This is a genomic window from Paenibacillus sp. JNUCC 34 (assembly GCF_058269055.1).
Map to the genome: position 1 here is coordinate 1,011,314 of NZ_CM177770.1, position 19,996 is coordinate 1,031,309.

Consider the following 19,996-nt stretch of genomic DNA (forward strand, 5'->3'; position numbering starts at 1 on the left):
TAGAAAGGAGGGAGGCGGCGTGGAGTTAAGATTGATTGACGGAAAAGGCAAGCGGTTTACTTTCCCGGTTAATCCAGAAGAGGTCACGATTTCACGGCAAAAAGGCTTTGATACGACTACAATTTTGTCGCGTGGAGAGTTTGATTTTCCACAAGGGAATAAGATTAAGGAAATTTCGTTTTCCTCTTTTTTTCCTAAGGAATACGACGAAGCTTTCTGCAAGGGAGGCAAGAAAAACCTGCTTAATCCGCAAACAGCCATGAATAAGCTGAATGATTTTTTGGCGTCGAAAACCCCGCTGCGCTTTATCATCACCGAGACGGCGGTCAATGTACCTGTGTTCGTATCCTCCCATCAATCGATCTTTCGGGGCGGTGAGCCGGGGGATGTGTATTTTGACATTACGCTCCGTACCTGGAGTGAATTGAAGGTTGCAAAAATAGGTGGAACCAAGGGAGCCGCAACGAATAAAAAGCCCCGGACAGACATGAAAGAAAAGAACAAAACCTATACCGTGAAGCCGGGTGACTCGCTCTCCAAAATCGCCAAACTGGAGCTGGGGGACAGTTCCAAATGGAATCAGATTTACAAGCTGAACCAGAAGGTGATCGGTAACAATCCGAACGCTATCAAGCCCGGGCAGAAACTGGTGCTGTCATGAGTTACAAGGTGATTTTGCAGGATAAGTACGATTTGTCCCCCTTGGTGGAATCTATCAACCTGCGGGATTCGCTGGAGCAAATCGCCTATCAGGGGACGGTCAACCTAGTGGTGACGCCGGATATGCCCCCTATTGAGCCGGGTATGGCGATTCGGATTAGCGGTATTCCCTACGGTAAAAAGGATTACGTTCCTTTGCTTCATCCGGCCGTCGTCTGGGAAGTGTCCACCTCGAATAACGGGGTGAAGCGGATGACCTTAACGCTGTATGACCGGACGGTGTATCTGGATAAATCGGAGGATGAATATTTGTTCCCGGCTAAGCAGACCGCAACACAGCGTTTTAAAAAATATGCAGCCGACTGGGAGCTGAAAATTGCCATTTTGCCGGATACGGAGAAGAAGCTTGGCCGTTCCGTTTACCGGACACAATCGATTTATGCCAGCATGTTTGCTGATCTGCGCGAGACGGCTAAAGCCGGAGGAAAGCTGTACCATCCCCGGATGATCTCATCCGGACTTGAGCTGTACGAGCTTGGAAGTAATAAGGATGTGTATATCCTCGAGGCGCTAACCGATACAACGCAATCGCGGACACTTGAGGGTGCTGCTACCATGGTTAAGGTGCTGGCAACAGCGGCAAGCGAGACCGGAAAAGAAGTTCCTTCCAAAGTGCTAGCCATTGAGAAGAAGGATATTGAGAAATACGGGCGGCTGCAGGCGATTATTCAGGACGATGAGGTCAAATCAGGTGCGGCAGCCCGTCAGCTGGCAAAAAGCAAGCTCAGGGGCATTCAGGAGACCATATCTCTAAACGCTCCTGATATCAATACTATTCGTGCCGGAGATGCCGTCATGCTGGGCAAGATGAAGCTTATCGTGATTTCAGTCAGCCGAGAGATGGGCAATCCGGGAAGTATGTCGCTGGAGCTGGGGACATATGACGATGTAAAAAGGAGGTTTTATCTTGAATAAAGACCCCTATGGACAATTGGCGTCTTCCCTCTATGCTTCATTTAATAAGCAGACGCGTCAAGCATTGGGCGGAGTGGGAGCTGTGCTGGGCACCGTCACATCGACTGGACTGAAGCTGGATGATTTCAAGCATGAGTTCCAGGATTATATGGTCGCTGAGCTACCTGGCTTGTTATCTCTGCCCCGTCGTACAGTTGTGGGGAACACAATGTGGGAAGGCAAGCAGCTGGATATGTCGTTTGATTTTGAGGAAAGTGAATTAGAAGATACGCGTCTTGAGCTGGGAAAAGGCTTAAAGCCCGGGGATCGCGTGTTGGCGGTTCGGGTCAATGGTGGCAATGACGTTGTTGTGGTTTGCAAGGTGGTGAATGGTCATGGCTAGTTTATTTCCTGAGACGGATGATATGATCTGGACCGATGTGTCTGAGCCGGAGATGGTGGAGGGAAGCGGGGCTGTTTTTGGACGGAGCTGGCGTTATGATTTTGAAGTCGGTGAGTTCGTGATGTCCCCTACCCGTAAAGTGACGCCTGTGGATGAGAAGGAAGCCTGGGTCATCTGGTGTGGAAAAGCCATTCGTACGCCGCGTTACCGTCATCTTATCTATTCACGAGACTATGGCAGCGAGCTGGAGGAACTGATCGGTAGCGACTACGACCATGCTTTGCAAGAAAGTGAGATCCGGCGCATGGTTACCGAGACGTTGCTGGCAGATGCGCGCACGGAGAGCGTAGATCAATTTCTGTTTACATGGGAAGGGGAAGCCTGCCGCTTCAGCTGCCAAATTACAAGCATCCGGGATGAGACTGAAATTATAGAAAGTGTGGTGATCTAATGGCAGACTTGCCGCAATATTTGCAGGATCAGACGGAAGAGAACATTATGAACCGCATGCTGGATAAAGTGCCTTCGGATATCGACAAATCTGAAGGTTCTTTTATTTGGGATGCACAGGCGCCAGTGGCGTTTATGCTGTCCGAAGCGGCCCTCTGGGCGCAGGAGCTGCTGCGGCGGGGGTTTGCGAGTACAGCGGCGAGCGACAATCCAGATTTTCGTTCCGCCGAGCTGGACCTGAGGGCAGCCGAACATGGCATTACAAGGCGGGAGGCGGTTGCCTCGTCCGGTAGTGTCGTATTTACGGGGAAACCGGGCACAACGGTGCCTGTGGGGACTTATGTGGCTACACCTGCGGATGAAGGCTCCGGGGAGTCCTCGGTAGAGTATGTTACAACGATGGGTGTTACGCTCAGTGACTCGGGCACAGGTTTAGCACCGATCAAGGCTGTTACACCCGGCAAAAACGGCAACGTTCCCGCAGGTGTCATTCAACTCATGTCGACATCGGTAAGTGGCGTAACGTCGGTTACGAATCCTGAGCCAACAAAGAGCGGGACGGATACCGAGGCGGATCAGTCTTTGCTGGAACGATTTTACGCCAAGGTCCGTAGCCAGGGGACAAGCGGCAACAAAGCGCAGTACATGCAGTGGGCTAATGAGATTGCTGGTGTTGGAGGAGTCGAGGTCGTTCCTTTGTGGGGTGGACCCGGCACGGTAGGGTTGTATTTGTTAGACACGGACAAGCGTGCCGCGAGCAAGGATATCGTGGAAGCCGTCCAGCGGCATATCGATCCGTCCCAAGATGGACAGGGTGAAGGCGTTGCCCCGGCAGGTCCGGTGATCACCGTGATGCCTGCGAAGGAAATGGAGATTAACATCTCAGTTAAAGTGCAGCGCACTTTGGAACAACCTTCAACATTGGACGAAATCCGGAAGCTGATCGAGGAAGGCGTTCGTATCTACTTGCAGCAGATCGCTTTTAACCGGAAAGATCCCCTAGTGCGTTACACGAGGATTGCTGCCGTTCTGTTGGATATCCCGATTATTGTAGACTACGCAGATCTGACGATTAACGGCAACACCGAGCAGCAAAATATCGAAATCGGCCTCGGTCAAGTCGCGGTGTTGGGGACGGTGAGCGTTAGTGAATAATACCAAGATGAACAGCTTGCGTGGTCGCGAGCTGTTTTCTTATCTTCCGGCCTATTATGAAACGTCCCGTGTCATGCAATCGGATATGGATGCCAAGGGTAGTGAGATGGATAGTTTCTATCAGGCTTTGAATTCTGCGGTAGACCAATTTTTTGTCCGCACAGCTACCTGGGGGTTAGATCGCTGGGAAACCGAGCTAGCCATTCCCACGGATCGCACCAAGCCAATCGAGCAGCGGCGGGCCGTGATTGAGTCCAAGCTGAGGGGAGCGGGAACTTTTACGGGTCGACTAGTGAAAAATGTTGCTGAAGCCTATGACGGCGGCACCGTCGACGTATCCTTTCAGCCGCAGGAGTGGGCCTTTACTATTACGTTCATAGATACGCTTGGCATTCCACCAAATCTGGACGATTTGAAGGCAGCGATTGAGGAGATTAAGCCTGCGCATCTGGAAGTGGTATATGAATTCAATTATTTTCTCATTCGCGATATTCATGACGTGATGACCTTACATGAGATGGACAAAATTCCATTAAACAAATTTGCAGGAGGTGTTTGAGTTGTCTAGTAACACACCGAATTTAGGACTATTAAAGAAAGATCCGATGGTGGATGGCAATGAGACTTTTAACATCAAGACGATGCTAAATGACAACTGGGATAAGATTGATGAGGCAGTGGGGACAGTGCGTAACAGTGCCGGTAGCTGGGGGATAACAGCCAACAATGGCAATGCCTACTCTGTGACCCTCACACCTGCACCTAAAAATCTTGCCCCGGGATTGACGGTGAAGGTTAAGATTAATGCTGTAAGTTCCGGAGCACCAACCTTAAACGTCAATGAGTTAGGAGGTAAGAATGTTCTTAAACCAGGGGGATCGGCTGCGAGCTTTAAGCAGGACGGCGTTTATACGTTGGTCTTCGATGGAACGGCTTTTATCTTACAGGGTGAAGGGGGTGAAATAGGTACTGCTAGTTCACCTCAAGTTCTGGAAGGGTTCACCGTGGTAACGGAAGAAGGATTAACTTCTGGTACTATGAAGAATCATAAGGATAAGTACATTTCTCCAGGATCTGAGAATGTACTTATAGAGGAAGGTTATTATAATGGCAAAGGCTATATTCGGGGAGATGCGAACCTAAAGACAGCAAACATCAGAGGTGGTACTAATATCTTCGGTGTTGCTGGTGACCCGATGGTGGTTAACACGACTGTAGTCACTACACAGGCAGCGACAGCGAACGACTTAATTGCAGGTAAAACAGCCATTGTTAATGGTGTCAAAATCGTTGGAAATATACCACGTGAACTTCCGGAAAGTCGTGTTAAGAAAAATGAGTTCTTGGAAGAGGAATGGAATAAGCCTCCCACCGACGAAGATGAAGGATGGGACTTAGTCGAAGTGGATGATTCAGGCAACATATATATTGTAAAGTCATATTCACCAAGTTTTATAAAGTATAACCCGAATGGTGAAATAATTTGGACCTACGATCATGGGGCATACTATATACCAAATTTTGCTATTGGACCAGATAATAGTGTGTATATCGGAACATTTTCTTCAACCGAACTAAAACTTGTAACAAAATTGTCAGCAGCTGGAGTAAAGATATGGACTCTGGAGGAAAATGGAACTGTAAATGGGATGTTCGTAGATCGTTTTGATAACTTGTATGTCGCTGAACATTCAAATGGTCGTATAAAATACCTTCGAAAATACAGTGGCTCGGGTAAGGAGATATGGTCTAAGACAGATTCATATTTGGCTGGTGCTGGTAGCATTTATGTAACACCATTTAACGAACTTTATGTCACCATACGAAATTCAGGAGCCCTCCACAAACTCGACGCATTGACAGGAACAAAGATATGGACAAAGACTGATCTACCAGAAGCAGATCATGTAGTTGTAGATCGAGCTGGGGAAATTACGGTCGGATGTTACTCACCATCCAGTATATCACTCCGCAAACTTAGGTCTGATGGGACTACTATATGGTCGAAACCTCAAGACAGTAGACTTGGGTATACAAATGATGTTGTGCTAGATGATGACGGTAACATCTATAGTTTGCATGTAGATTCAAACAAGCCACAAATTATGATTAAACATTCACCAGATGGCACAATGGTGTGGGAAGAACGCAATGAACATCCTAGAGCCCAGAGCTTAGCGGTGGATCGCTTTAAAAATATTGTGGTAGTGGGAAGAAACATATATTCGACCAAGGTAATGCGTAAACTGACTATGCGTAATACTTATACAATACAATAAAAAAATGAAAGGTGATATAACTCATGTCGAAATTAATGGTAGGCACACTTATTTCGCCAACAAAAATGCTAGTTGAGACAATTTTTAATCTCGATCATCCATCAAACGTTGGTGTAGATTTAGAAAGTGGTGTGGTTGTTGAGGATGAATCAACACCTCCACCCTATAAACCAGGGAAAGGTTATACATGGTGCATAAATCCTCAGACCAAAGAGCAGTTTTTTGAGGAATATAGTAGACCGCTCACACTAGAAGAACAGAACGAGGAGATTTTGAAGCAGAATGCCCAAGTCATTCTAAGCCTAGTCTCCAATAACCTAATGTAAAGGAGGTTTTATGAATGGATTGGTTTAAATTTGTTTCAGAAAATCACCGCACCAACAACTATAGTAATGAGAATGTGGCGATGTTTGTAATCAAAAAAAAGATCACACCTGAGCAATACGAGCAAATTACGGGAAAAGTGTACAAATAGTATAGTCCTTGAAACTCAGTGGATTCCTTGTTAATCGAGGAGTCCTTTTTATTATGACTGTGGAGGAAATCTAGTGTACGAATCAGCACTATATAATTTTTTAGTTTATTCAATTGGAGGCTCTGCTCTCACATTCTTCTTTGGAGGATGGAGTCAGTCATTAACTGTTTTGGCTAGTTTGGTTGTATTAGATTATATAACTGGATTGGCTGCATCTTACTATGAAGGCAGAAAAAATCCTAATGACAAAACCAAGGGATGGAATTCAAACAAGGGATTTTGGGGAATTTTCAAAAAGGTTCTTATGTTCACTGTCATTGCCGTTTTGTATCAGATTGATAAGTTACTAGGTCTAAACGGTAATCTAAGCTTAATGGTGGGAGCTATATTGAAGGTCACTTAATCAGAGAGCCACTTAGAACCAACGCATATTTACAGAAAAATAGTAATGATTTGTTGTTTAGTAATTATTTTAAAGTTACTCTCGATATCGTACCTGAAGGAATAGTTTATTGGGAAGCATATGAACACTAAAAACAAGAGGAACGGTCTGGTAGACACGTTTTCTAACGAGCGTGTTTTTGCAACAAGGCTCTCGGTTATCCGGGGGCTGTTTTATTTGGGAGAGACAGGGGGAAGAAGGGTGGACTGGAATGTGCTTACGACTGTTATCGCTGCGCTGGCTGCTATCAGTTGCATGTTGCTAGTAAGACAAAATCCTTTAAAGATGAGGTAACAAAAGAGGCTACCGCTGAAGCTTCGCTGCAAACTGACGTGTCTTACATCAAAAACGGAATCGTTGATATCCGGGTTGATATCCGCTAAATCGGAAAGAGAATGGACGGTTTGTCTGAGATGTAAGCGGAAGTGACAAACAACATTGAGCCTGAACGCATTGTGGTCAGGCTAGCGTCTTTAGGCGCAGTTTGGTAACAGGGGGTTATACCCCTAGTGCAAACCACCAGTTGGACGGGTGGTTCTGATTTCTCATGCATTATCATAAATCTAGTCCCTTATCTCCAGCCAAATCCCCCAAAGGAGGAAAGTATATGTATGAGCACATCAGCCAGTTATTTAAGATGGTTATGGCGGGCACGGGGGCCGTGACCGGGTATTTCTGGGGCGGTTGGTCGCTGTTGCTTCATTTGCTGTCATGGTTTGTCATTATCGACTGGCTGACCGGATGGGCGGCGGCCTGGATGAACGGAGAGCTCCGGAGCCGGATCGGCTATATCGGAATTGCCAGAAAGATGACTATCTTTCTTATTATCGCGATTACTCACCTCATCGATCAGGTGCTTGGAGAGATGAACTATTTTCAAAATACGGTAACATTCTTTTATTTGGCCAATGAACTCTTGTCTATTATTGAGAACGTCGGGCGAATGGGGGTTCCTATCCCACAATCGTTGCGTAAAGTAGTAGGAGTCTTCCAAACGAAATCAGAGGAAGAGAACAACATTGAACGAAAGGAGGAAAACAAAGATGAAGTCTCATGAATTTATAGCCAAGCTTGCACCTATTGCAGTAGAGGACATGCGTCGCTACGGCGTTCCGGCCTCTTTGACCATCGCCCAGGCTATTCTGGAGTCAAATTGGGGGGGAAGCGGTCTGACGCAAAAAGCGAACAACCTGTTTGGTATCAAAGGTACAGGCCCTGCCGGCAGCGTTACGATGCCTACGGTTGAGTACAGGGGGCAGACGCGCTACACAACAAACGCTAAATTCCGAAAATACCATTCCTGGAATGAATCAGTAGAAGACCATACCCGTCTAATCTTGAACGGAACTCGTGACAAGCCGAAGCGATATCACGGCGTACTATGGGCTGACTACAAAACAGCTGCCACAGCGATATGGAAGGGCGGGTATGCAACCGATCCAAGCTATCCGCAAAAACTTATTTCTATTATAGAGAAGTATGATCTTAACCAATATGATCTGCAAGGACAAGTAAAGGAGGAGGATATTGTGAAAATCGAAGCGTTGACTGCCGAAGTACAAAAACTGAAAGATCAGGTACGTCTTCTGACGGACAACCAGGCTGCGCAAACGAAGAAGCAGGAGTCTCAAATCAATCAGCTGCAAAACACGGTGAAGTCATTACAGAATCTCCATATTTCCGAGTCTGTACCGAGCTGGGCTGACCCTGCAGTACAAGCTGGCATAAAAGCCGGTGTGATCCAAGGGACAGAGGGCAGTTATGATTTCTACCGGGCGATGACCGTTCTTTACCGACTCGGCCTGTTGGACGGCACTAAATGAAGTTAATCGTTCCCATTAAAGTTCCTTATTTTCGTTTCCATGCTGTGATGCCTTATAATGTATGAAATAAACGCGAAGTTGAATGAAAGAAACAGATAAATAGGAGTGGAGCAGCATGGAAACGACCAAATTAAAGGAGCTTAGAGAACATCGTCAATACCCGGAGCAGACGAAGGTGGATGCTTCCCGGGCAGTTTATGAGCGGGATTATTCCCGGCTGATTCATTCCCCGACATTTCGGCGCTTGCAAGGAAAATCCCAAGTATTCGGGGCCGGAACCGGAGACTATTACCGTACCCGCCTTACTCACTCTCTGGAAGTAGCCCAGATCGCCCGCGAAGCGGCACGAAGCCTTGCTCGCTCATATCCGGAAGTGCTTCCGGAAGCTGCTGATAATGCCGGACTTATTATTGATTCCGAGGTCGTAGAGTGCGCTTCGATTGCGCATGATTTCGGTCATCCTCCATTCGGCCACAAGGGGGAGGAAGTGCTGCAAGGTATCTTGGAACGGTTGATCGACCAAAAGACGGAAGAGGAACTAACACGATTGCCGGTCATTCCTACACCGGAGCAGGCCGAGAGCATTCAGCAGTCCATACGCCAGAAATATGAGCATTTTGAAGGTAACGCGCACAACTTCCGCCTGATCATGTTTTTGGAAAAAAGAGAAGACGTGAACGGTCTCAACCTATCCGACGCGGTGCTACTTGGAATTAACAAATATCCGTTTTCCGGTCTTGTGAATCCTAAGGGCATGTACCGTCATGAATGGGAATATATCTCCCAAATCCGTCAGGAATGGGGCATACCGGATGAGAAAAAGACACTGGAAGCTCAGCTGATGGATCTTTGCGACGATATTGCATACTCGGCACATGATCTGGAGGACGGGATCAAAGCTGGAAAAATTGAGGTTCACGAGCACTTTCTTCGCGACAGCCATCTCAACCGGCTCATTGTAGAGAAAATTATGACCTTGGAGGATGAAGTCTGGAAGGGCTGGACCAAGGAGCAAGTGGAACCCAAGGTGGTACAAGTGCTGGATTACTTTTTGCGGATATGGAAAGAGAAAATGCCGGTGTGCGAGAACGATTATTCCCGTACACGGCGCGAGGTGAAAGCCTACTGGGTCAGCCTGTTTGTGGGCAGCCTGGGCGTCATCCCTGACGGAGACTGGAAGAAGGTAACCTTTGTGAAGGATGGCGTAGAGGATGAGGATATGCTGCGCACTGTAAGTGTGCTGAAAAGCTTTGCCTGGGTCACCATGATTAGCGATCTGCGGGTCCAGCGCCTGCAAAAACGCAGTGAATGGGTGATTAAGCGTCTGTGGGACGCATTTCTTGATCCGGTAGCCTCCAAGGCCATCATCCCATCCGATTGGCTTAACCGGTATGAAGCGGACCAGAGAAGACCCAATCCTATTTGGACTTGGGAGCACATGGTTATCGATTATATTGCCGGGATGACCGATGCTTACGCAGAGAAGATCTATAACGAGTTATATGGCCTTAAGGTAGGCTCCATTTATGATCTGGATTAGGACGATGACAGGCATGATAAACTACGAATTTTTAACAAATTTTACGACTGACGGTCGTTACCGATACATTTATACCTTTGCGTGCCATGAATCGGAACAGGATCTGTGCATGCTGGAGCTGCGTGAGCTGCTGGGACAGGAATCCGAAATCGGAAGTTCATGGATTCACAGTGAGCGGAAGATCGATCCGGACAGAAGTCCATTTTTATCCGCAAGGATAGATGTCCTGCTGACTGGAGACACGATCGAAGAGATTGCCGAGCAAGCTTCCTTTATACAGCTGACAAATTCCACCTTCAAAGTGGTCTATGTAAAGGCAGGGGACAAGCTCAGCTATGATGAGCAGCGCGGAGTTGAACGTCTGGTAGGGGGAAAGATTAGCGGAAAAGCTAATATGAAGTCACCAGATATTACCTTTGGATTATTGTACCGATACGGTAGCTGGCTATTCGGCATATGTCATTATCCTGAGCGTGCTTGGCTGTCTCATAAGCAGAAACCGCAAAATTACTCTACCGGGCTCAGCTCGCGGGTAGCACGTGCTCTTGTAAATATCGCCGCTCCTGACACAGAAGGGGTTCAGATGCTGGACCCGTGCTGTGGAATGGGAAACGTACTGATAGAGGCTTTATCGATGGGGATCAATATAGAGGGCTGTGATATTAATCCGCTGGCCATTCGGGGCGCAAGGGTGAACCTGCGGTATTACGGGTATTCCGATACATTGGTTACGCTCGGAGATATGAATGATCTGCAGGGAAGTTACACCACCGCATTGCTGGATCTACCTTATAACGTCTGCTCGGTATTTCCGCTGGAAGACAAGCTACGGATGCTTGGTAGTCTGCGAAAGCTTACTAAGCGTGCGGTTATTGTAAGCACCGAACCTTTAAAAGACATACTGAATCAAACAGGATGGCAGGTGCTCGGACACGCAAAGGTCACTAAAGGTACCTTCGTGCGTGATGTATGGCTGTGTATTTCATGTACTCGTAATTGGAAGTAAAGTGAGAGGAAATGTAAGGGGAGAAGCGAAGCGTTCGCCCGATAGCTTTCCACAGGAAAGCTCGCATCGGAAGCATAAGCTATCCCCAGATGTCAACAATTGTATTAATACATTCAAAGAAATCTGGGGGCAACAGCGATCGTAAGAATAATCCGAATTCGTAGTGATGCTTAGGCTAAGAATCCTGAATTCAACTTATTCATCTTTCAGCTAACTCTACATCAATACGCCTTTTCATAATCAATCACATTGCGGGGCAGAGGATCGCCCTTACGATAAGCCTTCAGGTTTTCCAGAAAAATATCCAGTACACGCTCGGTGTAATGAACCGTGTCACCTGCTGTATGCGGAGTGATAATCACATTGTCCATGCCCCACAACGGATGTTCGCTTGGGAGAGGCTCCTGTTCAAATACGTCCAGACCCGCGCCAGCCAGATGGCCGGATTTCAGCGCTTCGATAAGCGCCTCTGTATCCACGCTTGGACCTCTTCCCATATTGACAAAAAAGGCACCATCCTTCATCGCCTCAAAACGACCCGAATCATACAAACCTTTGGTTTCATCGGTGAGCGGGAGGATGTTAATGATAAAATCACCCTCAGCCAAAGCCTGGTCCAGCTGATCCACGGTATACATGACATCGACGTTCGGGTCGGGTTTACCGGATCTCCGGACTCCAACGGTCCTCATTCCAAAGGCCTTGGCCACCTTGGCCGTTGCACTGCCGATTTGTCCCACCCCGACGATGACAGCTGTTTTGCCGGAAAGTTCACGGAATGTTCCAGATTTATCCCATTTGCTCTGGGATTGCTGCCGGACGGCATGATGCAGGTTGCGGGTATAAGCGAGCAGCATCGCAAATATTTGCTCCGTAATCGGTATAGCATGTACGCCGCTGGCATTGGTCAGCAAAATATTTTTTTGCTCCAGCTCTTTAAGAGGCATCCTGTCAACACCGGCTGACCATACCTGAATCCAGCGGATGCGGCTGTGATCACTAAGCGCTTCTTCAGTGGCGGAGCTGGTCCATCCAAGCACAATATCCGCCTGAGCCACCGTGCCGGAAGGCAGTTCCTTATACTTGCCTGCAATAAGGTCATAATCTGGGGCGATATCTCTTATTTTTTGCTTCTGTTCGGTCGTGAGTTCGTGCAGGGCAACAATATTTGGCATGGGAACTAACCTCCTACGAATGTATTGAAAAAAATGCCAAGGTTTTATGATCATCTTATCAGATTTAAACGTGCTGCGCATGTTCAGAAACGACTGAAACGTCTAGAACGACATGCTGTACAGAGGTAATATGCTACAATTTTTCGGTCAGAAAAAGTTTGCAGAAAAATACATTTAATCATCAATACATAAGCTAAATAATTCACAAATGGCATTTTTTTGCATTCACTTTTAGCGATTTTGTGGTATCATGTTAAACTTAGTGCGGGTTTTGTGAAGACTATAGGTATCAAATCCATTGCGAAGCAGGAAGAAGGTTGTATTATGAATGCTGCCGAAACGGAACCGGTCATGCGTTTATTCATCGCTATTCCTTTACCGGATGTGGTGTCAGACAGCATTACACGGTGGTCGAAAGAGCTTGGAACACATTTGTCTTTTAGTAAATGGGTTCATCCGCAGGATTATCATATTACGTTGCAGTTTCTTGGGGATACGAAAGCCGGAAGTGTAGAATCTGTATTATCTTCACTGCGAACGATCGCTGCTGAACAACAGCCTATTCAATTGAGTCTTCAAGGGTCCGGAGTATTCGGACCGGCATCTGCTCCACGCATACTATGGGCAGGCATTTCAGGGGAGCTGGAGAAGCTTGAGCATCTACAGCAACGGGTAACTTCTGCGATGGCACCTTTGGGTTTTATAGCGGAGGACAGGCCGTACAGACCGCATATCACAATAGCAAGGAAATTTACCGGTGGGAACATAACCACCGATCTGTTAAGAGCAGGACCAGAACCAGTAAGCTGGAAAGCCGATGGATTGGTGCTGTTCCGAACGAATATGCATTCAAGTCCTATGTACGAAGTGATGGGGAGAATGGAGTTTGGAAGTTGAACCTTTATACAGATTCAACCGAGACCCTCGTTTTCATCTTCTGAATTTCGGGTTACATAGAGTAGGAATGTGCCGATGTATGGGAGGGTAATTATGGGTATCAAAATGTTACGGCAAAACCGCTGGGTGGCTCTGCTGGTCGGAGCCCTTTTTGTGAGTTTGTCTTTAATAAGTCTGCTGGGGATGCAGACAAACGCAAGCCAAGGGGAGAAAAAAACGCAAAAGGACACGGCTGTGGTGATCCCCGAGACCGAATTGAATATGACAGGTCGAATTTTATCTGAAAAAGGTGATAGGGTACTGCCAGCTTTTTATGCTTCAAATCAATTCCAGAAGTGGAAAGCGAAAGAAGACGTAATATTGTCCTTTCCGGAATCAAGGCTGAAGGGAAATAAGTTCACCATTGATACCGCAAACCGAACTTCTAAGAGTAAGTCCAAGGCTGCGGCGAAGTCAGAGCCTGCAAACCAGACCAAGCCTAAGAAACAAGAGGGGACAATTGCTGCAAATTCACAGGCCAAGAGCCAACAACCCCCCAAAACTTTATTCTTCACGAGAACAAAGACATTAACACAGGACGAAAAAGAGAAAGCGACCTGGGAATATGCTTTGTCGGCTGAAGAGCTGCTTCTGCTCCAGAAGATTGTTATGGCAGAAGCGGAAGGCGAACCGTACGAAGGCAAAGTGGCAGTTGCCAATGTTGTCTTAAACCGGCTGCGGTCAGCCAATTTTCCCGATACCATTAAGAAAGTTATTTATCAAAAATATCAATTTAGTCCGGTAGGAAACGGGCGTATTAATCGTGTCAATCCGAGCAAAGAAACGATCAAAGCTGTTACTGCTGCGCTGCATGGTCATAAAGCAGTGAGCGATGACACTTATTTCTTTTTGTCTTTAAAGCTTGCTCAGGATCTTACGGTGCATCATTCAAGAACATTTGCGAAGAAGATTGGGAACCACTCCTTTTACAAGTGACCCCTGATTTGGGTAAACTATAGTCAGGAGGTGTGTTTTGATCTATGAAAATTACGTATTATGGCCATTCGTGCATGTTGGTGGAGGAAGACGGAATACGTATCATTATCGATCCGTTTCTTTCTGGTAATGCTAATTCGGGGATATCGCCTGACGACATTCAGGTAGATGCTGTCGTTCTTACCCATGGTCACGCCGATCATTTTGGTGACAGTATCGGGATCGCCAAGAGAAACGATTGTCCGATCATTGCTGTTTTTGAGCTGGCAGGATATTGTGCTAATCAAGGTGTAAAATCCCACGGAATGAACATTGGCGGAAGCTTTGCATTCAACGGATTTAAGGTGAAATTTACGCAGGCTTTTCATTCTTCATCCATCTCTGTAGGGGATACTTGGATTTATGCCGGACAGCCAGCTGGTGTTCTCCTGACGATCGGTGATAAGACATTTTATCATGCCGGGGACACGAGTCTGTTTGGAGACATGCGCCTCATTGGGGAAATGAACAATATCGAGTGTGCGGCACTGCCGATCGGCGATGCGTTCACGATGGGCCCTGATGATGCTTTACTAGCTGCTCAATGGATCCGTACCAAGAAGGTGATACCAGTCCATTACAATACGTTCCCGCAAATTGAGCAGGACCCTGTGTTGTTCTGTGATCGGCTCCGGCAAACGGGCATAGAGGGTTATCCACTTAAGCCGGGAGACAGTATAAATATTTGATTTTTAATATATAATAGAAACAATATTTCGACAACTAGAAAAAAGGACTGTTCTGATGGGTAGGCTAATCTACCGCCGGAACAGTCCTTTTGCTAGTTGTATATGAATGAGAAGTGTGTCTGCACTAGTTCGAATCAGCCAACAGGATGAACAATGTCAGAATAATCATCTTCCTCAACATGAGACAGCATACCGAGTACTTGAACCGCACAGTTGTCCGGATCTAAGTAAGGCAATCTGCGGCGAAGTAATTCGCGGCGGTAATCCACAACGGTATCATAGCGCTGGGACAGAAGGTCGAGCCATTTGTCTACAACTTCAGGAGAGTCCAAGACTTCCCCAAAGCCTTCGTTTACGAAGAAAAGGCAGTTCTCTTCCTCCTGTCCGGGAATGGGCTCGTAGAAGAGCATAGGGATCGCTTTAGCGGCCCCTTCTGTGCATGTCATCCCGCCGGGCTTCGTAATGAGGAGATCCGAAACGTCCATCAGCTTATGAATATCCTTACGATAGCCCAGCACATGAATGTTCGGATGCCGGAATAGTGGATTTTCGCGCATGCTGCATATCAATTTTTCGTTTTGCCCCATACAGAACACAAGCTGAATGTCATTCGCTCTGGATGCAAGCTTGCGAAGCAAGTCTTTACTAAACACCAGACCCCAGCCACCGCCCATAATCAGAACCGTAGGCATGTTGCTGAGTTTCAGTTCAGCCCGCAGCTGTTCCTTGTTCACCTGATCCCAAAATTTTGGATGAACAGGAATACCGGTTACATGTATGTACTCCGGCGATATTTCACGTTGGATCAACAATTCCTTGACCTGCGGAGTGGAGACAAGATATTCATCTACTTCAGAATTGACCCAAGTACCGTGGGCATCGTAATCAGTTATGAGTGTATACAGTGGAACGTTGAGTCCCTGGCGCTTTAACCGGGAAACGACTGCGTTCGGAAATGGATGTGTACAGATGATTACGTCGGGCTTTAACTGGTTAATAACCTGTGCGGCCTGCGCGTAAAAAATACGATGCAGGGCGAGACGTGTAAGCCGGTTTAAAGATTTTTTATATTGGGAACGATAGAGCAAGCCCACAAGCCGCGGACGTACGCTGACTGTTTTACGGTACGCCGATAAGATTAGCGGACCTACGGTTGGATTCAGAAAATTACCGAGCTCAATGACGCGGCACTGTATGTTGGGATTTTTCCGTTTTAGCCCTTCAGCTAAAGCGTACGCCGCTTGTGTATGACCTGTGCCGAATCCCTCCGAAAACAGGAGCACTCTAATTTTTCGCATAATTTCACCTTCTTCTTTCTCCCTCTATCTTACAAAATAGGAATCATTTTTTGAAGAGCGGCGTTAAAAAAAATACATGTAAAGTAATATACGCACAAATTCGCAAAGCATTTCATTCTTTCATCTATTTATTAGACGCAAAAACTTTTCAGTACCCCTGCAATGAAAAAATGAAAAATTTCATTTTTTTTCATAAAAAGTATTGCATTACAGAAAGGATTCTGATAAAGTGGTTTTTGACCGGATGACCGAAAATGTTTTTCGGTCAGTTCGTAGGAATACGAGAATCAAGGAGGGGTTAGCTTGTCAGCGGTTGATCGTCGTAAGCAGGTGCTGGAAGCTGCCGCAAAATCGTTTGCGTTATTTGGGTATAAGGCGACGACGATGGATCAGGTGGCGAAGATTGCGAACGTAGGTAAAGGAACCATTTATACGTTTTTCACGAATAAGGAAGAGTTGTTTGATGAGATCCTGCATGGGGCAATATTGGAAATGAAGCGCATAGCTGAACGAACAATGCGTGAGGACAGAGATTTCTTTGATAATTTGTACTGTGTACTGGATGCTTTGCTCGAGTTCCGGGATGAGCACGCGCTGTTTATCAAGCTATCACAGGAACAGCGGGAATTTGGTACACCGAAGGCAAATGACAGCTTGACTAAGGTGGAGAACGTGATTGTGGATTATTTACGGGGTGTGGTGGAGAACTCCATCCGAAACGGAGAGATCAAGCCCTGTGATCCCCAAGTGGTATCTTTTGTAATGTTGAGGCTCTATGCAGCACTGACGGCGGATTTCAACAATCTGCGAGAACCGCTTCCAAAAGAGCAAATCAAGGAGTACATGCTGCTTTTTTTGGCAGAAGGATTAAGGTCTCCGGGCTGAGCCAAATCTGCTAAATAGTCGTCAGTACATAGAGACGAGAATGCTGGGACTAAGAAAATGCGACACAAATTTTCTTTTCTCTATGAATGGTAAGGAAATTTATTCTGCTATACGGCAGACGGTGTTTCAAGGCGTTTTTTTTTCGGTCAAACTGACCGAATGGGGTAAATGGTCAATCGGTATTGGTGGAGAGAACAATACTATAAAAAGAGTCCCTTGAGGACAATGATGTCGGCACAAAGCTGCTGTATCTATAAAAAAAGGAGAGAGACTGGATGAAATCATTATCAGTGTTTTTTAAAGATCTTGCTAGTGCGGCACGGAATCCGAAAATTCTGATCCCGATTATCGCCGTTTTGTTCATCCCGGTCATGTACAGCGGCATGTTCCTCGGAGCCTTTTGGGATCCGTACGGTAAAATGAATGAACTGCCTGTAGCTGTGGTCAATAACGATCAGGGTGCGGTATATGAAGGGAAGACGCTTGAGGTAGGCAAGGATTTGGTTGATGAACTGAAGAAAGGCAACGATTTTCAGTGGGAGTTCGTAAATCGTGGGGAAGCCGAAGAGGGGATGCGCAGCAATAAGTATTATATGACGATTACGATCCCCGACAATTTCTCACAGCAGGCAACAACGCTAATGGATGACCATCCGGAGCCTGCAAAATTACTGTTTGAACCGAATGAGGGCTATAACTTTTTGGCAGGCCAGATCGGCGGCAGTGCAGTAAAGGAAATTCAATCGAAGGTATCCGCTAAAGTAACTGAAGCCTATACGGAGACACTATTTGAGCAAGTGGAAAAAGTGTCCGATGGTCTTGTGGAAGCTGGAGACGGAGCTACAAAAATTTCCGATGGTGCTCAGGAGCTGGATGAAGGAACATTGAAGCTTAAAGAGAACCTAGCCAAAATGGTCGACGGCACAGAAGAGCTGGTAGCAGGAATCGAGCCTCTGACGAAGGGCGTTGAGGAGTTAAACGAAGGGGCTGGTGCACTGAACTCAGGTGCAGGAACTTTGTCCTCCGGTTTAGTTCAGCTGCAATCCGGGCATAAGCAGCTGGAAACAGGAGCCAAAGATGCCCACCAGGGTGGAGCGAAGCTTCAGGCGGGAATTGAATCGTCTGCGGCAGGAAGTAATACGCTGTCCGAAGGTTTGCAGGCTAACCAGAGTGGCGTTGCAGCACTGAAAGCAGGTGCTGATCGTACGGTTGAAGGCAGCAGTCAGCTGGAAGCCGGACTGAAGAAATCACTAGAGGGAACAGCTGCTATTGAGCAGGGTTCTAAAGGTGTAGCTGAAGGTCTCAAGATGCTGACCGAGATCAACCCTGAACTCGCAGCTATTCCTGAGGTTCAGAAGTTGCTCGCAACGAGCCAGGCAGTGGCTGCGGGAAGTGCTGAGCTGAATGCAGGGCAGAAGCAGTTGGCTGCAGGAGCATCACAGCTTCAACAGGGAACAACCGAGCTCAGTGCAGGCGCAGGCAAGCTCAGCGCAGGAGCAGAGCAGCTGTCACAGGGTGGCAAGCAGCTGGCTGCAGGCAATCAGCAGCTTCTCGAAGGCGTAAAGCAGTTGAACGCAGGTCAAGGCAAGTTGTCTGATGGGATGAAGCTGTTTGGCACGAAGCTGGGAGAAGCGGCTGCGGGCAGCAAAGAGCTTGCAAGCGGTGCGTCTGCTCTGAACAAAGGTACGGAGCAGCTTGCAGGAGGTGCTGGCAAACTGGGCAGCGGCGTTACTACTCTGGCAGACGGCTCTAAGCAGCTTGATGCTGGTGCTGGTGAACTGCTAAATGGTATGGGTACACTGAAAGAAGGTACCGGAGAGCTTGCAGACAAGCTGAATGAAGCAGCCGACAAGACCGGAGAAGTGAAAACAACGGATGAAACCGTCAATATGTTTGCAGAACCAGTAAAAGTAGATGAGCATAAAGTAAGTGAAGTACCTAACTACGGTACGGGATTTTCTCCATACTTCCTGTCCCTTGGGTTGTTTGTCGGAGCATTGATTTCGTCAATCGTTATGCCAATCTATGAAACATCCGTGGCAGATGCGACCAGAATGAACCGGTTCATCAGCCGTACACTGTCATTTGCAGGTATGGGTATTATACAGGCGCTGCTAGCTGTCGTACTTGTTCTGTACGGATTGAATCTGGAAGTTCAAAATGTACCACTGTTCTATCTGTTTGCTATCATTACAAGTTTGTCTTACATGTTCCTCGTTCAAGCCTTCGTTACCTGGCTTGATATGCCTGGACGGTTCGTTGTCATCGTCATTCTCATTTTCCAACTTACGACGAGTGCAGGAACCTTCCCTCTTGAATTAATTCCAGACTGGATGAAGGTTCTGAACCCGCTGCTGCCGATGACATACAGTGTAGATGGATTTAAAGCTGTTATATCGACAGGAGATACAGGGCATATGTGGGGAAGCGCCGGAGTGTTGGGAATCTTCGGTGGTGTATTCCTGGTCTTGACGGCCGTTTATTTCTTAACGAACCGTCATTTGAAAAAAGTGAAGTCGGAAACTCAAGCTCCGGCTACTGCATAACATTACTAAAAAGACATTCCGAGTGATTCGGAATGTCTTTTTTGTTCTTTTTTTTGCATTAAAATACATGGATATATTCCTTTTTTTGTGAGTGAAATCACAAAAACAAATCTTATCGTATTTATAAAAAGTTTGAATTGCGCTGATATTACAGGGGGTGATAAAATAATAACACTAATCTAACTTATCGTGTTATTCATTAATCGTCCTCCATTTGTTTTTGCACAAAATTGCATAATTCTGCATATTCCCCCCCAACCGGATGGCTAAACAGCCTACATGCCCTTCATACTGAGCTGATAAAG

21 protein-coding genes are annotated in these 19,996 nt (G+C 46.7%); 19 read left to right on the forward strand and 2 right to left on the reverse strand.

Annotation, left to right across the window (positions count from 1 at the left end; all coding sequences use genetic code 11):
- Window positions 1–19: 19 nt before the first annotated feature.
- The 14 genes from AC2TF5_RS04595 (at window position 20) to AC2TF5_RS04660 (ending at window position 11,187) form a co-directional block, all read left to right on the forward strand.
- Entirely contained in the window at window positions 20–661 is a 642-nt protein-coding gene (locus AC2TF5_RS04595) for a LysM peptidoglycan-binding domain-containing protein (RefSeq protein WP_491301055.1), read from the forward strand.
- Window positions 658–1,635 carry an XkdQ/YqbQ family protein gene (locus AC2TF5_RS04600; RefSeq protein WP_491301056.1) on the forward strand — a complete coding sequence of 326 codons (978 nt, stop codon included), beginning with the start codon at window positions 658–660 and terminating at the stop codon, window positions 1,633–1,635. The genes AC2TF5_RS04595 and AC2TF5_RS04600 overlap by 4 nt, the downstream gene beginning before the upstream one ends.
- Entirely contained in the window at window positions 1,628–2,017 is a 390-nt protein-coding gene (locus AC2TF5_RS04605; protein ID WP_491301057.1) for a hypothetical protein, read from the forward strand. The genes AC2TF5_RS04600 and AC2TF5_RS04605 overlap by 8 nt, the downstream gene beginning before the upstream one ends.
- The gene (locus tag AC2TF5_RS04610; RefSeq protein ID WP_491301058.1) at window positions 2,010–2,468 is read left to right on the forward strand and encodes a DUF2634 domain-containing protein; all 459 of its coding nucleotides are present in this window, start codon (window positions 2,010–2,012) and stop codon (window positions 2,466–2,468) included. Before AC2TF5_RS04605 ends, AC2TF5_RS04610 begins: the two co-directional genes overlap by 8 nt.
- Window positions 2,468–3,622, forward strand: coding sequence for a baseplate J/gp47 family protein (locus AC2TF5_RS04615; RefSeq protein ID WP_491301059.1), 1,155 nt, complete (start codon window positions 2,468–2,470; stop codon window positions 3,620–3,622). The genes AC2TF5_RS04610 and AC2TF5_RS04615 overlap by 1 nt, the downstream gene beginning before the upstream one ends.
- Window positions 3,623–3,629: 7 nt before the next feature.
- On the forward strand, window positions 3,630–4,181 hold the full coding sequence (locus AC2TF5_RS04620; protein WP_491302808.1) for a YmfQ family protein: 552 nt from the start codon (window positions 3,630–3,632) through the stop codon (window positions 4,179–4,181).
- A 1-nt stretch (window position 4,182) separates the two neighbouring features.
- Window positions 4,183–5,901: an NHL repeat-containing protein gene (locus tag AC2TF5_RS04625; RefSeq protein WP_491301060.1), complete on the forward strand. Its 1,719-nt coding sequence runs from the start codon at window positions 4,183–4,185 to the stop codon at window positions 5,899–5,901.
- Between the two features lie 23 nt (window positions 5,902–5,924).
- Complete coding sequence (locus AC2TF5_RS04630) at window positions 5,925–6,227, forward strand: hypothetical protein (protein WP_491301061.1); 303 nt, start codon at window positions 5,925–5,927, stop codon at window positions 6,225–6,227.
- 14 nt (window positions 6,228–6,241) lie between these two features.
- Window positions 6,242–6,376, forward strand: coding sequence for an XkdX family protein (locus tag AC2TF5_RS04635; RefSeq protein ID WP_491301062.1), 135 nt, complete (start codon window positions 6,242–6,244; stop codon window positions 6,374–6,376).
- A 73-nt stretch (window positions 6,377–6,449) separates the two neighbouring features.
- Window positions 6,450–6,779 carry a phage holin family protein gene (locus AC2TF5_RS04640; RefSeq protein WP_491301063.1) on the forward strand — a complete coding sequence of 110 codons (330 nt, stop codon included), beginning with the start codon at window positions 6,450–6,452 and terminating at the stop codon, window positions 6,777–6,779.
- 646 nt (window positions 6,780–7,425) lie between these two features.
- Entirely contained in the window at window positions 7,426–7,875 is a 450-nt protein-coding gene (locus AC2TF5_RS04645) for a phage holin family protein (RefSeq protein ID WP_491301064.1), read from the forward strand.
- Window positions 7,862–8,641 (forward strand): glycoside hydrolase family 73 protein, encoded by a 780-nt coding sequence (locus tag AC2TF5_RS04650; protein ID WP_491301065.1) that lies wholly within the window; start codon window positions 7,862–7,864, stop codon window positions 8,639–8,641. Before AC2TF5_RS04645 ends, AC2TF5_RS04650 begins: the two co-directional genes overlap by 14 nt.
- 115 nt (window positions 8,642–8,756) lie before the next feature.
- The gene (locus AC2TF5_RS04655; RefSeq protein ID WP_491301066.1) at window positions 8,757–10,181 is read left to right on the forward strand and encodes a deoxyguanosinetriphosphate triphosphohydrolase family protein; all 1,425 of its coding nucleotides are present in this window, start codon (window positions 8,757–8,759) and stop codon (window positions 10,179–10,181) included.
- Window positions 10,168–11,187, forward strand: coding sequence for a methyltransferase domain-containing protein (locus tag AC2TF5_RS04660; protein WP_491301067.1), 1,020 nt, complete (start codon window positions 10,168–10,170; stop codon window positions 11,185–11,187). Before AC2TF5_RS04655 ends, AC2TF5_RS04660 begins: the two co-directional genes overlap by 14 nt.
- A 221-nt stretch (window positions 11,188–11,408) precedes the next feature.
- On the opposite strand, the gene AC2TF5_RS04665 is transcribed toward AC2TF5_RS04660, so the two are convergent.
- Window positions 11,409–12,362, reverse strand: coding sequence for a D-2-hydroxyacid dehydrogenase (locus AC2TF5_RS04665; RefSeq protein ID WP_491301068.1), 954 nt, complete (start codon window positions 12,360–12,362; stop codon window positions 11,409–11,411).
- A 324-nt stretch (window positions 12,363–12,686) separates the two neighbouring features.
- On the opposite strand from AC2TF5_RS04665, the gene thpR reads away from it, so the two are divergent.
- From thpR to AC2TF5_RS04680, 3 genes are all read left to right on the forward strand, one after another.
- Window positions 12,687–13,259, forward strand: coding sequence for an RNA 2',3'-cyclic phosphodiesterase (gene thpR, locus AC2TF5_RS04670; protein WP_491301069.1), 573 nt, complete (start codon window positions 12,687–12,689; stop codon window positions 13,257–13,259).
- Window positions 13,260–13,352: 93 nt separating this feature from the next.
- Window positions 13,353–14,234, forward strand: coding sequence for a cell wall hydrolase (locus tag AC2TF5_RS04675; protein WP_491301070.1), 882 nt, complete (start codon window positions 13,353–13,355; stop codon window positions 14,232–14,234).
- Window positions 14,235–14,278: 44 nt separating this feature from the next.
- Window positions 14,279–14,962, forward strand: coding sequence for a metal-dependent hydrolase (locus tag AC2TF5_RS04680; RefSeq protein ID WP_491301071.1), 684 nt, complete (start codon window positions 14,279–14,281; stop codon window positions 14,960–14,962).
- Window positions 14,963–15,096: 134 nt separating this feature from the next.
- Here the strand turns inward: AC2TF5_RS04680 and AC2TF5_RS04685 are convergent, their stop codons facing one another.
- Entirely contained in the window at window positions 15,097–16,260 is a 1,164-nt protein-coding gene (locus AC2TF5_RS04685) for an MGDG synthase family glycosyltransferase (RefSeq protein WP_491301072.1), read from the reverse strand.
- A 303-nt stretch (window positions 16,261–16,563) separates the two neighbouring features.
- Here AC2TF5_RS04685 and AC2TF5_RS04690 point away from each other — a divergent pair, with 303 nt between their 5' ends.
- Entirely contained in the window at window positions 16,564–17,145 is a 582-nt protein-coding gene (locus AC2TF5_RS04690) for a TetR/AcrR family transcriptional regulator (protein ID WP_491301073.1), read from the forward strand.
- Window positions 17,146–17,420: 275 nt separating this feature from the next.
- On the forward strand, window positions 17,421–19,691 hold the full coding sequence (locus tag AC2TF5_RS04695; RefSeq protein WP_491301074.1) for a YhgE/Pip family protein: 2,271 nt from the start codon (window positions 17,421–17,423) through the stop codon (window positions 19,689–19,691).
- Window positions 19,692–19,996 lie beyond the last annotated feature (305 nt).